Source organism: Prochlorococcus marinus XMU1419 (genome assembly GCF_017695955.1).
GTDB lineage: Bacteria > Cyanobacteriota > Cyanobacteriia > PCC-6307 > Cyanobiaceae > Prochlorococcus_A > Prochlorococcus_A marinus_AD.
Genome location: NZ_JAAORO010000002.1, coordinates 38,370 through 50,777 on the forward strand (window position 1 = coordinate 38,370; position 12,408 = coordinate 50,777).

Consider the following 12,408-nt stretch of genomic DNA (forward strand, 5'->3'; position numbering starts at 1 on the left):
GCTTTTTAAAATTTTAGAAGTTATTTTTTTTGTATTAGGTATTATTTTTTACAGTTTTCTGGTTAATAATATTTGTTTACATAAACAAATTAATCTTTATCTTTTGGGAGCCTTAACCATCCAGAAGTCCATTCTGATTTTAGTTTTGCCCATGAGATCCTTTTGATATCTTTTTTATTTTTGGTTGGAAAAATATCAACCCATCTATCTTCATTTTTACCACCATAAGCTTTAACTTGAAAATGCCTATTACCGTTAATAGTTTTTGGTGCTGTCCAACAAAGACTAGGAGGCCATTTCATGAGAAATTTTTAAACTTGAAAAAACTAAAGGTTGCTTTGCCCAGTCAAAACTAAACCATAATATGCAATCGTACCAAGGATAAGTACGATACCTAGTATTCTAATAAACATGATTTAATATTTTTAAATTCAGGTTATATTAAAGAAGTTTTATAAATTTAAGTTGAAGATTTAATATTTTCTAATTTTTCTCTTTTTTATTTCTAACTATGGAGTGGCAAGATTCAGGATGCCATTCATTCTGAATTTTGCCAATAAAATCATAAATAAATGAATCGGGACATCCAGTTTCTTTTTGAAGTTCTGAAAGTTCTTCCTTAATGAATTCATATACACTCGTTATTACCCCTATATTTTCTTCTTGGGATGGAGACCATTTTTTATTTTCCATTAATATTTTTTAAATTATTTTCCACAATATCGTAATAGGTTATGTCTCCATAATCAGCATCTGAACAACATAAATCTCCATATAGTTCCTCTAATAAATCGTATGCATCTGAATAATTATCAAAACTTTGGGCGGTTAATTCGTCATCTTTCCCATCAATTCTAATTATTTTGTAGGTCATTTTTTACTTAGATGCAAAAAGTATTTTTTGATTCATTAGATCATCTTATAAATAAAAATCTTATTTAGGAGTATTGGTTGGGTACAGCTTCTGAATTTTATTTTTTTGAATTTCTAATTTTTTTTGTTCATATTTTTTTGCCATTATTTTTCTGATAAATAATTGTGGGATAAGCCAGACTAATGCAATAGCTATAGCCATAAAAGCAGGATTTCTCCACGTTAACCTAATAATCTCTTGTATAAATTCTTGATTGAAAATTGCCATACATAAAATTTTTATGATAAAAATATCTTTGCTTTCTTTTATAAAATCTTTTGAATATAATAAACATTATAACCTCAATAAACTTTAAAATTTATAAATTTTTTCTTTTTCTAGTTTGAATTTTTTTATTTGGATTTAGATTAATTTTTTATCTTTTAGCTTAAAGATGCCGACCTATCTAATTACAGGATCAAATAGAGGTATTGGATTAGAATTATGTAAGCAAATTCATAAGAGGGGAGATAATGTAATTGCAACGTGTAGGAAAGCTTCAAAAGAACTTAAAGATTTAGGAGTGAGAGTTGAAGAGAATATAGAAATTACTTCTAATGAGTCGATTACAAATTTGTGTAAAAAATTATCTGGAGTAAATTTAGATTGCTTAATTCATAATGCAGGAATTTATGAATTTAATTCTTTCGAAAACTTAGATAAGAATAGTATTTTGCGTCAATTTGAAGTTAATGCATTGAGCCCCATATGTATGACTCAATCACTTAAACATCTTTTAAAAAGATTTTCTAAAGTTGCTTTTATCACAAGTAGAATGGGATCTATTGAAGATAATTCATCTGGAAGTTCTTATGGTTACAGGATGTCTAAAGTTGCCTTGTCCATGGCAGCAAAATCACTTTCTATAGATTTATCAAATGATGATATTTATGTAGCTATTTTGCATCCTGGGTTAGTGAGTACAAGAATGACTGGCTTTACAAGAAATGGAATTAGTCCTGAAGAATCAGCAAATGGCCTTTTAAAACGTATTGATTCTCTAAATAAAAAAAATTCTGGTACTTTTTGGCATGCCAACGGAGAAGTTTTGCCTTGGTAGTATCTATAATTTTTATCTTAAATAGATTTATAGCGAAGATTTGTTAAAAAACTTTTAAATTTTTACCGTATTTCTTTCCTTGTTTAATTCTTTTAGTTATCTTTAAAAAAACATTAGTAAAGGAGGTGATTCATTGTCGTATCTACCGAAAAATGCGGTTATCAAAGGGGCCGTGAATTCAGTATCTTCATCACATTCATCGGTCTCTTTTTCTTTAATTAAGAAAAAAGGTTTTATAATCAATAGATTTATATAAATCAATTATTTAATAATCAAAAGCTCTGCATCTCTTGTGGTTGTAGAGTTTTTTTTATGAATTTAAATAGTCTTTCAAAATGTACTCTAACTTTTTTGGCCGAAGTAAATTAAGGCTAAAAAAGATAAAGTGCTTACTAAAGCGATTAAGTACCAACCACTTGAGGAGTTGCTAGTTACTTCTGTCATTTATTTTGATTTATCGGAGGAATTGATTATTTGAGTGAAAATCATAATTGATAACATTAAAAAAAATAAAAGGATGTAAGTTATGTTCATTTATAGAAAAATGCTAATTATCAAAAAGATTATTCCTAGAACTACTGTGACGATTGCTCCATCTACTAATAAGTCTTTCCATGTATAACTTTTAAGCATACTTGTTCTATCCTCTTCACTCATAAGGTTCTTTAACCACGTCCAATCTAAAAGCTGTGTCAAAGCAATACCAAAAATTAAATGGCCAATCAAAATACCAATTATATCAATTCTAGAAATATCTTTAGTGAAACTTGTAATAATAAAAAAGTCCACTAGCTTTTTTCTTTATTAGATAAGGCACCGCCTTCTTCTTTATATTTTTCCCAAGCTTCGCTTATTTTTGCTTTAGAGAAATTTTGTTTCCCCTCAGAGAATTTATTTTTGAGGTTATTAAAACTATTAGTGAGCTCTTTTTTTGTTGGTTCATCAAGAAAGTTTGCTGTTAATTTCCATAGATACCAGCTACTAGCTAGAAGAAGAATTAATCCCAGTAATTGCATATTAGTTTTTTACTATGCTACAACCTTTAAAATGATTTCGACAAATTAATTTTTAACGCCTAAAGCATATTTGATATTAAATCAAAATTAAAACTTTAGCCAGTGGAAAAATATTCTATCTAGCAACCATATAGTTAACCCCCCTTCTAGGAAAGCCAACCAGTACATCCCATAATCAGAAAATCCCATTTGTTCTTTTACTGTTTTAATTAATTTTTTGTGAGCTTGAATAAGATCTTTCATTAATAGTCAAATTTGTTTTAAACCTGCTGAATTTCTTTAATTAAAAAACCCTTTCCATAGCAAGATAGACACGTTTTAGTCTCATCTAATGAAATTCTTAGAAAACCTGCTCCATTACATCTAAAGCAATTTACTTTAGTATTTGAGTAGAGTTTTGACTTGATTTTAGCAGCACGATTTAAGTAAGAAACTGTTTCTTTACGTCCGTTTGCTTTAACAGCTTTGTTTAAAAGCTTTTTGTAGTTGACTTTAAGTTCTTGAGTATTCATCTTTTAACTGGAACTAATTTTCAAATATAGGTAAAAGGAATAAATAAATAATTAAAATAAGCCCTATGAATTTACCGTTAATATTTCTAATCAGATCTCGAATAGAGATTATTTAAATATAACTGAATTTTTTTCTTAATGTTTATTGTTGGAGTTCTATTTTTTAATTTTAATAGAAAATTTATATTTGATGAACTAGTTTAAAAAATTAATTGTTGTAAATAGTAGAGTAAAAAATTTTAAATTTATGAGTTTTTTGAAAAAAATTTATTTTCGTGAAATCCTGTAGATTATCCAGGCTTTTTTAGATTTTTGACTAAAAAATCATTTTCGTTAGTAAGTACATCAAACTTTGATTTCTTAAATTTTTCTTTGATTTCAGAAGTCGAAATTTTTTTTATTTTGTGGAAATTCATAAGTTGAAAAACAATTTAAAAAAATTACAACTTAGATCTTACAAATCATCAAAACAAAATGTTGAAATATTTTTTTAAAAAGAGAAAATATTTTATTTTGCACATAGAAGATTTAATTTAATCAACATATTGTGGAAAACCCTGTTGAAAAACACTAAAAAAGTGGATAACTCTCGGGGAGCATGATCAAAACAAGCTTTTCTGCAATACTTTTTAAGTATTAATACTTCATCAAGAAAAGTTTAAATATAGTTTAAAAGGCATCATAATCTATTGTTATGACTGTGGGATCATTACTTTTATATTTATAAAAATGATCTTTTCAAGAAACTAGTGTTGAGAAAAAATTAAAAAATTTATTTTTGAATTATGTATCAAATTGACAAATAAAGTTAAGAAAAATAAAAGGGAACTTGAATTTTTGAAAATTTGTCTCACCTGTTTAAATTAAGTCTTGATTCGGTTTTCTCTATGGCAACACTTCCCAATCGTAAAATTAATCAAATAAGTTTGGAGGAGTTAAATTATTAAAATGACAGAAGAAAAAAAGGATTCAAAAAAATGTTCTGGAAAGAAAAACATTATGTTTGCCTATGGTTTTATACAACTCGGTTCTAGTTTCGTATCTGCAATAGCTTTAGCTGCGATTGCTTTTGGATTCTGTTCAGTAAAAAAAGAGTCTAAACTTTTCAATAAATGTGTTGCCGAAATTATTGAAGATGGGGGTACTAATTCTGAGGCAGTAAGGTTTTGCAATGGAGGCAATTAAAAGTCTCACACAAATAAATTAAATGGATTCAGCAAGCGATTTGATTATTGACTCTTTAAAAGAGGAGCCAATTGGAGAAACTGATCATTTTATTTGGTTCATAACACAAATTGGCATTGTTGCACTATTTAAAAAAGAGGAAAATTTTGAAACTTATAGTTCTAATGTCGAAGTTGAAGCAAACAAAATTGCTTTAGATATAACTAAAGAAGAGAAAGAGTACCTCAAAATAAACGAGAGAAAGCTTTTCTTGTTTTATTCATAATCTAGGATTTAGTCCCTTTTTTAGTAAGATGGCTCAAGGTTAAACGCAGGCTCCATAATATTGTTTTCACTAATTAATTCGTAGGTTAGCTCTTTGTTTAGGGCATTTATATAAGATGTATAAAGTTTTCCCCAAACAAATTCGAATTCATCTTTACTTAAATTCTTGAAAAGAATTTCTCCTTTGAAGTAAATGTGATAAGAATCATTCATCATGGAAAATTAATCTTATCCTTTTTAACGTAGTGAGATATGTATGTAGTATTAGGTGCTACTAAAAAGAAATTTATATATGGAAGTCAGAAATTCTTTTAGACTATCCGTGTATTCATTTTTTGTTTTTTGAATAATCCGACTGTTTCATCAAGATCCATACAAGGCTGAATACTTATATCCATTAATCTTCTCCAGGGATGCCATTGCTTCCAAATTGTCTCAAGAGAATCTGCACTCACTACAGAATGTCCAATCCCATTTTGAACCATAAAAATCCAAGAATGAACCTCATAGTTTTCAGGTCTGTTTTGGGGCCCACCTGATTCGTACCAATTAATTAGCATTTCTGCACCTTCTTCTTGATCCTCGCCATCTGTAAATTCGTAGGAAATCAAATACCTTTGCATATAGATTATTATTAGAATCTCTAAACTATTTTAACTCTAGATTTAGATATTGCCTCCCAATTTAATTAATGCTATGAAGTTTATAGAAGTGATTGTTTTAAATGACCGAAAGATTTGAGAAAATTAAAAAGAATATTTTGACTAACTTATCTTTTATAAATAAGACAATCTTGAAGTATTTTCAAAACCATGATCTGTTTGTATAGCTCCAGTTAACAGATAAAATTTGATACTTTTTAAAATACCTTTAATTAGTTACCATATTTGTACTATATAGATACAAATGATAAATAAAAAGGATAAAATCGATCCAATTGATAATTTAGAGTATGAAAAAGTTCTAGAAGAAGAAATAATTAATTCGTACGAAAGTAAATTTCAGAAAGATACGCAACCGGACAAAAAAAAGATTAAATTTTACAGACTTAAAAGAACTCCACTAGAAATAGTAAATAGGTCATTTTTCTTTTTCTTTATTGGAAGTTTTCTTTTCTCTTTGTTCTTAGCTTATTCAGAAAGTAAGTTATGGTTCATACTTTATGTAATAAGTCTATTGTCATGTGTTTTCTATACTCCTAACAGAAAAGCACTTAAAGAATTAATAGCAGCTTGGCCAAATATAGAGGATCTCATTAAAAGGAGGAGTTTGTGGAGAAAAGGCAAGTAAAAAGATTATGAAACCGTTAAATTCATTTAAAAAGTGGTTATTAAATATTCTTGTGCCATACATTGAGGGCACCAACAAGAAGAAAGAGGATAAAAAATGAGTCTGATAAAGGTTGGAATTATTGTTGAAATTTTTTTGTTTGTGGGAGTTTTTTTATGGGTTAGGAAACTAACTAGTAATAAAGGTAGACAACCATCATTATCAAAAAAAATAATTAAGAATCTCAAATTTTAGAATTTTGATCAAAAAATAAGGAATCTTTATAAAGAGATTAAATTTATGGGGAATTTATTTACTTTTTTCTCTCACTTTGTGTATGAAATCGGTTAGAACATCTATATCTTTCTTAAAAATATGGTTTCCTCCATTCAAGGTCTTGCTCCAATAACTAATCCATTAAATAGTGTCTTAGTAGAAAAGAAACTAATAAATGTTGATCAAAAGTTTATTCAACTTGTTTCTCTGGCAGAAGGGTTACCTCGTACAGAAGTTATTGAAAGTGGTAGAAATTATTGGAGAGGTGTTTGTAGAAGCTTAATTTTTAGATTTCCAGATGACCTCGAAATTTTAAAGCTTGATGTTAGAAGTTATGTAGATAGATCAAAAGGAATTATTCAGATAAGATCTGCAGCAAGATTAGGTCAATCTGATTTAGGAGTTAATCTCAGAAGAGTGGAATACTTGTTTAATCAATTAGAGAAATTTTAATTAATCTATTTTTTATAAATTTAAGGTTCTTTTTACTAAATAGTTGTGCTTTAATTCATAAGAATATTTGAATTGCCATGGTGAAGATAATCTTAGTTGGAATTATTGTCGCGCTTGTATATTCTCAACCTGACCTTCGTCTTACAGTCGCGGATTGGTTAAAAGCAGCTTCTGATTTTCTTATTGAATCAGTACAAGTAAAACCTTAAATTAACTTTTTATGAAACATTAAATAAGACCTGAGACAGTAATCATTTGTTTAATGCAAACAGCTACAAAAATAAATATTATTATCCTGCTTAATACGTATTTCACTTAAACAAATAAATAGTTTTAGGAACATAATAGAAAATTTTTTTGAAATTTTTGAATAGTTAACGATAATAAGGGATATGAAGCTTAGATTATTTGAGTTCTATTTTATAAAAGACTATTTAAGGCCTTGGTTTGGTCTTATTTATTCTTTATTCTTTCTGTTTTTTTTAGGTGCAATTGGCTATCGAATAACAGAAGGATGGGAATGGAGTGATTGCTTATGGATGGTTCTGATCACAATAACCACTATTGGTTTTGGAGAAGTTCAACCTTTAAGCCCTGAAGGCAGGATCGTAACTGTTTTAGTAATCGTAGGCGGATTGATCTTTATTCAATTTACCTTTCAAAAAGCTGTTAGATTATTCGAATCCGGCTATTTTCAAAGAGTAAACGAATTACGTTTTAAAAGAATTCTTAGAAAAATGGAAAATCATGTAATTTTGTGCGGATATGGGAGGGTAGGACAGGAAATATCAAACCAAATCAAAACGCAAAATATTCCAATTATTGTTGTAGAAAGCGATGAAGATAGAAAAAAGATTGCTGAAGAAAATGGTTTAGAAGTGCTTTGTGCTGATGCAACTCTTGACGAGACCTTAAAACTTGCAGGATTAGAAAAATGCAAAAGTTTGGTTGTTACTTTGCCCAATGATGCTGCTAATTTATATGTGGTTTTAAGCGCTAAAGGGATAAGAAGTTCTATAAGAGTAATTGCAAGAGCTGGAACTGAAGAAGCTGCAAGTAAGTTGAGATTAGCTGGAGCAAGTATAGTAGTAAGTCCTTATATCGCAGCAGGAAGAGCAATGGCCTCAATGGCCTTAAGACCTATTGCTATTGACTTTCTTGATCTGCTTGCAGGAAGTGAATGTGAAATTGAAGAATTTGAATTAAGTAATGATATTAGTCTTTTTGAAACAGCAGAGAAAAGATCACTTTCTGAACTTGGAATAGGTAAAAAGAGTGGGGCAAAAATTTTAGCTATTAAAGAAAATGAAAAATTGTTCACTAATCCAGGAGGGAACTTTATACTTCAACCGGGTCAGGTTTTAATAGCATTTGGTAGTAAAGAACAACTAAATATTTTGAACGGACTACTAGGAAATCTAGTTGTAGCAGTGGAGTTATTAAAATAGCTAGATTGAGATTCAGAATTAATTGCTAAATTAATTGTGGGCCAAATAAATCAAATGAAAATATTTAAATTTCTATTCGTAATTCCTGTAATAACTTTAATAATTATTTTTCAAACCTCTTTGCATAATAGATATTTAATGGCTTCCGATATTAGAGATGGAGAAACAATTTTTAGAAATGTTTGTGCAGGATGCCATGTAAGAGGTGGATCAGTCGTTCTAAAAGGATCTAAATCATTAAAACTTTCCGACCTTGAAAAAAGAGGAATAGCTGATGTAAGTTCAATAACAAAAATTGCTAATGATGGTATTGGTTTTATGAAAGGTTATAAAAATAAATTGAAGGATGGAGAGGATAAGGTTCTTGCACAATGGATTATTCAAAATGCAGAAAAGGGTTGGGAGTAGATAAAAAGTTTGCTTCTTTAATATGTTTGTATGAGGAAAACTAAAGAAGCATTTTTATATTAAATAAACAGGTTTAAGGACAAATTAAAAAGCTAATAAGATCAAATAAAAATAAGCATTAATTGTAAAGTAAATATGAAATAATTACATCAAATAAATTTGATTATATAAAATTAATTTGTTGGGTTTTCAAATGACTATTAAAGATCATAAAAGTCTGCAGGGCTCAAAAATTCTTCTTGTAGAGGATGATAAGAGTATTAGGCTGACAGTAAGTGAATCATTGAAAGGCGAAGGTTTTCAAGTGTTAACTTTTAAAGATGGTTTAAGTGCCTCAGATTTTATTGGCGATAATAATAGAAATGATATAGACCTTATAATTCTTGACTTGATGTTGCCAGGTCTTAATGGATTAGAGTTATGCAGAAAAATAAGAAATGAAGAAAATTATACACCTATATTAATTTTAAGTGCTAAAGATAATGAATCAGACCGGGTTCTTGGATTAGAGGTTGGTGCTGATGATTATTTAACAAAACCTTTTGGTTTAAATGAATTAATTGCCAGATCAAGAGCCTTAATAAGAAGATCTAATCGTAATAAAAAAAGTTTAGAAAACTCAAAAACCGTCATAGAGTTTAATCATATAAAAATGTTTCTGGAAGAATGTAGGGTAACTTCTTTCGATAGAGAAATAACATTATCTCCAAAAGAATTTAAATTATTAGAATTATTTATGAAAAATCCTAAAAGGGTATGGTCAAGAGATTTAATACTTGAAAAAATATGGGAAATTGATTTTATCGGTGATACTAAAACTGTAGATGTTCATGTTAGGTGGCTCAGAGAGAAATTAGAAGAAGATCCCTCATCTCCAAAGTTTCTTAAAACTGTTAGAGGCTTTGGATATAAGTTTGGATGAAAATGAAAACGCTACAAGAGGTATTAACTTTCTTTTATGAGAAATGGAAAACCAAGGTTAAAGGATTTTCAAAAAATAATAAAAATATTGAATTAACTAAGAACCAACAAATTTTTGATTTTCCATTTGATAAAGTTAAACCACAGCAAATTTTATCTTGGTTAGATTATTCATCTCAAGGATGGATGATTTTGTCATCTGATCTAACAATAAAATTTATCAATCAGAAAGGTTTATCTCTCATTAAGTTTATTAAATATAAAGATGTTATTGGAAAAGCAATTAATGATATTAATGAGCTCGAAGTACTAAGAAATAAGATTTTATATTCAAGAAAAAAAGATTTCCCAATCAGCCTAGATTGCATTATTTCGGGGGAACCCATTTCTGTAAATATTGTTAGAGCAAGGAAAAAAAATTATTTAATATTGTTGGAGAGTAAATTATCAATTGAATCCATAAAAAAAAGACAGAATCAATTAATCAATGATGTGTCTCATGAACTGAAAACACCTCTTACATCTCTTATTTTGATAGGCGAAAGACTGGAGGCAGTAGTATCAAAGAAAGATAGATATCTTGTTAAAAGACTTAAGAAAGAATCTAAAAGATTAAGAAAAATGGTCGAAGAAACTTTAGAACTTTCTAAGCTAGAAAGTAACGACGCTTTTCAAGAAAATAAAAAAGTATCTATTTCAGATTTAGTTATGGAATCTTGGCAAACCATAAAACCACTTGCAGAAAAAAAAGATGTAAAATTAAATTTACTGATACCAACAAAATATTTTATATCTGGTGATATTGAAAATTTAAAAAGAGCTTTTATAAATATTTTGGACAATGCTATTCGTTATTCCCCAGATAATGAAGAAATTCAAATTGAAATTTTTAAAAGAGATAGCTCTGTTGTTATAAGAGTTAGAGATAAAGGTATTGGATTAGAAGAAAATGAATTTAATGATATTTTCTCTCGTTTTTATAGAGGTGATCCATCAAGGACAAAATTCAAGAAAAGTGGTAGTGGTTTAGGTCTTTCAATAACAAAAAAAATAATCAATAACAATAAAGGTTTTATAAAGGCTTTTAATCATAAAGAAGGCGGAGCGATCATAGAGACTATCTTTAAACTCACTAATGAGTAATCTTTAAGATTTTTTAGTTTGAATAATCAAATTAAAGTAATATGAAACAAAAAAAGGCTCCAAAATTGGAGCCTTTAAATTTTTGATTAGAAAAACATTTATAAGTTTTCCCTGTAGGTTCTAGAACTTGAAGGTTGTGAGAACTCCCAAGCCGGTAGTGTCGCCATTGCCATTTCCAGCAACTTCAGCAACGTAAGCAAAAGGTTTAATGGTCATTGAATCATTAATTGGGTATTCATAACCAACCTCATAGGCCATTAGTTCGGCTGCATCATCTACTGTACGTCCGTTGGTTCCTATACCAATCTGGAATTCACCAGGCCCTAGATCTGTTGTGTATCCTAATAACCATTGAGTAGTATCATTGTCTACTCCACCCTCAGGATTTCCGAATTCAAGACCTCCACTTAATGTACCTAATCCCTCCGGTGTCCAGTAGGCAGTTAACCCCCAGAGAGCAATGTTATTTGTAGCATCCTCCATGTTTCCATAGGCAACGGTAAAGCCATATTTATCAACTTCGTATCCAAAGGCAATACCAATACGGTCATCACTCTCCTGAGTGAAAGCACCTAAAGCGGTTTCTCCATCATCTGCTGAAGCACCAAAACCAACTGCCCAGCCATTATCAAATTCATAGCCAGCACTGAAAGAAATATCACCACCCATATCTACAGAGCGTGTTGCTCCACAGTCTTCCATGTTGTCGACAATTGAAGAATATTTACAAGCATTTGGCCAGTTTTTAGAAGCATCCATTGATTCTCCGAAAGATACTTCCCAACCACCAATAGGGAAGGTATAGTTTACATCTTCTATCTGCAGCGCATCCTGAGCTTCACCAAAATCTGTGATTCCAGAAACAGTATTATTTCCGTTAGCACTTCCTGCGGCAAATTCAATGTTAAGTTTATCTTCACCAGTGAAACTAGTATTTAGGTCAACTTCGTAATGATAGTTGAAAGAAAGAGCTTCTTCTGTATCGTCTGCAGTATCAGCAGCACCAAGAAGGAATTCTACTTTACCTTTCATCGTAGTTGTTTCAGAGAAACTTCCAGCCTCTATTGAATTTACACGAGCTTCAGGACCGTCAACTCCTCCTTTTAGGTTCGCAATATCTTCATTAAAATTATTAGTGAATGTTTTACTGTCAATTCTTGAAGATTGTTTTTGACTATTAGAGTAGCTATCCATTTCTTCAATGTTGACAATTTCGGAAGCCTGAGCAGCAATTGGAACTGCAAAGCCAGATGCCAGAGAAATTAAGGCAGGAGCAGTAATTAATTTTTGAAAAAGTTTCATGTTCCTCAACACGTAAAATTAGATACATGGATTTGTATCCAAAATTATTAAAACGTCTTAAAGTTAAGAAATGGGTAAGAAATAATGTAAAAAGGAGAATTTAAATAGATCTTAAACTCTTCTTAAACTAAAAGGAAAATTATCTCCAAATTTCAAAATTTTTATCAATAAAAGTTAAAAATTAATCCAAGTTTATTTTTAAATATTTTTAAAACCATACGTAAAAGGCTCTAATCAA

The 12,408-nt window shown here is 29.5% G+C and carries 20 protein-coding genes; 10 read left to right on the top strand and 10 right to left on the bottom strand.

What is annotated here, in order from left to right:
- Positions 1-89 precede the first annotated feature (89 nt).
- From HA151_RS03735 to HA151_RS03750, 4 genes are all read right to left on the bottom strand, one after another.
- The gene (locus tag HA151_RS03735) at positions 90-302 is read right to left on the bottom strand and encodes a TIGR02450 family Trp-rich protein (RefSeq protein ID WP_209106186.1); all 213 of its coding nucleotides are present in this window, start codon (positions 300-302) and stop codon (positions 90-92) included.
- Between the two features lie 181 nt (positions 303-483).
- Positions 484-693 carry a hypothetical protein gene (locus tag HA151_RS03740; protein ID WP_209106187.1) on the bottom strand — a complete coding sequence of 70 codons (210 nt, stop codon included), beginning with the start codon at positions 691-693 and terminating at the stop codon, positions 484-486.
- Complete coding sequence (locus HA151_RS03745; RefSeq protein WP_209106188.1) at positions 683-874, bottom strand: hypothetical protein; 192 nt, start codon at positions 872-874, stop codon at positions 683-685. Before HA151_RS03745 ends, HA151_RS03740 begins: the two co-directional genes overlap by 11 nt.
- Positions 875-934: 60 nt before the next feature.
- Positions 935-1,141 (bottom strand): hypothetical protein, encoded by a 207-nt coding sequence (locus HA151_RS03750; RefSeq protein ID WP_209106189.1) that lies wholly within the window; start codon positions 1,139-1,141, stop codon positions 935-937.
- A gap of 166 nt (positions 1,142-1,307) precedes the next feature.
- Here HA151_RS03750 and HA151_RS03755 point away from each other — a divergent pair, with 166 nt between their 5' ends.
- Positions 1,308-1,973, top strand: a complete 666-nt coding sequence (locus HA151_RS03755; RefSeq protein WP_209106190.1) for an SDR family oxidoreductase — start codon at positions 1,308-1,310, stop codon at positions 1,971-1,973.
- Between the two features lie 534 nt (positions 1,974-2,507).
- On the opposite strand, the gene HA151_RS03760 is transcribed toward HA151_RS03755, so the two are convergent.
- From HA151_RS03760 to HA151_RS03775, 4 genes are all read right to left on the bottom strand, one after another.
- Positions 2,508-2,762, bottom strand: coding sequence for a hypothetical protein (locus tag HA151_RS03760; protein WP_209106191.1), 255 nt, complete (start codon positions 2,760-2,762; stop codon positions 2,508-2,510).
- Positions 2,762-2,989 carry a hypothetical protein gene (locus HA151_RS03765; protein ID WP_209106192.1) on the bottom strand — a complete coding sequence of 76 codons (228 nt, stop codon included), beginning with the start codon at positions 2,987-2,989 and terminating at the stop codon, positions 2,762-2,764. Before HA151_RS03765 ends, HA151_RS03760 begins: the two co-directional genes overlap by 1 nt.
- An 87-nt stretch (positions 2,990-3,076) precedes the next feature.
- Positions 3,077-3,232, bottom strand: coding sequence for a hypothetical protein (locus HA151_RS03770; RefSeq protein WP_012007524.1), 156 nt, complete (start codon positions 3,230-3,232; stop codon positions 3,077-3,079).
- A 17-nt stretch (positions 3,233-3,249) separates the two neighbouring features.
- On the bottom strand, positions 3,250-3,501 hold the full coding sequence (locus HA151_RS03775) for a molecular chaperone DnaJ (protein ID WP_209106193.1): 252 nt from the start codon (positions 3,499-3,501) through the stop codon (positions 3,250-3,252).
- Between the two features lie 948 nt (positions 3,502-4,449).
- On the opposite strand from HA151_RS03775, the gene HA151_RS03780 reads away from it, so the two are divergent.
- Positions 4,450-4,686, top strand: a complete 237-nt coding sequence (locus tag HA151_RS03780; RefSeq protein ID WP_209106194.1) for a hypothetical protein — start codon at positions 4,450-4,452, stop codon at positions 4,684-4,686.
- Between the two features lie 22 nt (positions 4,687-4,708).
- A complete protein-coding gene (locus HA151_RS03785; RefSeq protein ID WP_209106195.1) occupies positions 4,709-4,951 on the top strand; it encodes a hypothetical protein in 243 nt (80 codons plus the stop codon).
- Positions 4,952-5,261: 310 nt separating this feature from the next.
- Here the strand turns inward: HA151_RS03785 and HA151_RS03790 are convergent, their stop codons facing one another.
- The gene (locus HA151_RS03790; protein ID WP_011818215.1) at positions 5,262-5,573 is read right to left on the bottom strand and encodes a DUF3303 domain-containing protein; all 312 of its coding nucleotides are present in this window, start codon (positions 5,571-5,573) and stop codon (positions 5,262-5,264) included.
- 283 nt (positions 5,574-5,856) lie between these two features.
- Here HA151_RS03790 and HA151_RS03795 point away from each other — a divergent pair, with 283 nt between their 5' ends.
- The 7 genes from HA151_RS03795 (at position 5,857) to HA151_RS03820 (ending at position 10,868) form a co-directional block, all read left to right on the top strand.
- A complete protein-coding gene (locus HA151_RS03795) occupies positions 5,857-6,240 on the top strand; it encodes a DUP family protein (RefSeq protein WP_209106196.1) in 384 nt (127 codons plus the stop codon).
- A 354-nt stretch (positions 6,241-6,594) separates the two neighbouring features.
- The gene (locus tag HA151_RS03800) at positions 6,595-6,948 is read left to right on the top strand and encodes a DUF1499 domain-containing protein (protein WP_025890629.1); all 354 of its coding nucleotides are present in this window, start codon (positions 6,595-6,597) and stop codon (positions 6,946-6,948) included.
- 77 nt (positions 6,949-7,025) lie between these two features.
- Positions 7,026-7,157, top strand: a complete 132-nt coding sequence (locus HA151_RS09340) for a hypothetical protein (RefSeq protein WP_011818220.1) — start codon at positions 7,026-7,028, stop codon at positions 7,155-7,157.
- 183 nt (positions 7,158-7,340) lie between these two features.
- The gene (locus HA151_RS03805; protein ID WP_209106197.1) at positions 7,341-8,396 is read left to right on the top strand and encodes a potassium channel family protein; all 1,056 of its coding nucleotides are present in this window, start codon (positions 7,341-7,343) and stop codon (positions 8,394-8,396) included.
- A gap of 138 nt (positions 8,397-8,534) precedes the next feature.
- Positions 8,535-8,804: a c-type cytochrome gene (locus HA151_RS03810; RefSeq protein ID WP_245151585.1), complete on the top strand. Its 270-nt coding sequence runs from the start codon at positions 8,535-8,537 to the stop codon at positions 8,802-8,804.
- Positions 8,805-8,997: 193 nt separating this feature from the next.
- Positions 8,998-9,726, top strand: coding sequence for a response regulator transcription factor (locus HA151_RS03815; protein ID WP_209106199.1), 729 nt, complete (start codon positions 8,998-9,000; stop codon positions 9,724-9,726).
- Positions 9,727-9,728: 2 nt separating this feature from the next.
- Positions 9,729-10,868, top strand: a complete 1,140-nt coding sequence (locus tag HA151_RS03820) for a sensor histidine kinase (RefSeq protein WP_245151586.1) — start codon at positions 9,729-9,731, stop codon at positions 10,866-10,868.
- A gap of 120 nt (positions 10,869-10,988) precedes the next feature.
- Here HA151_RS03820 and HA151_RS03825 read toward each other — a convergent pair whose 3' ends face one another.
- Positions 10,989-12,170 carry a porin gene (locus tag HA151_RS03825; RefSeq protein WP_209106201.1) on the bottom strand — a complete coding sequence of 394 codons (1,182 nt, stop codon included), beginning with the start codon at positions 12,168-12,170 and terminating at the stop codon, positions 10,989-10,991.
- Positions 12,171-12,408: the final 238 nt, after the last annotated feature.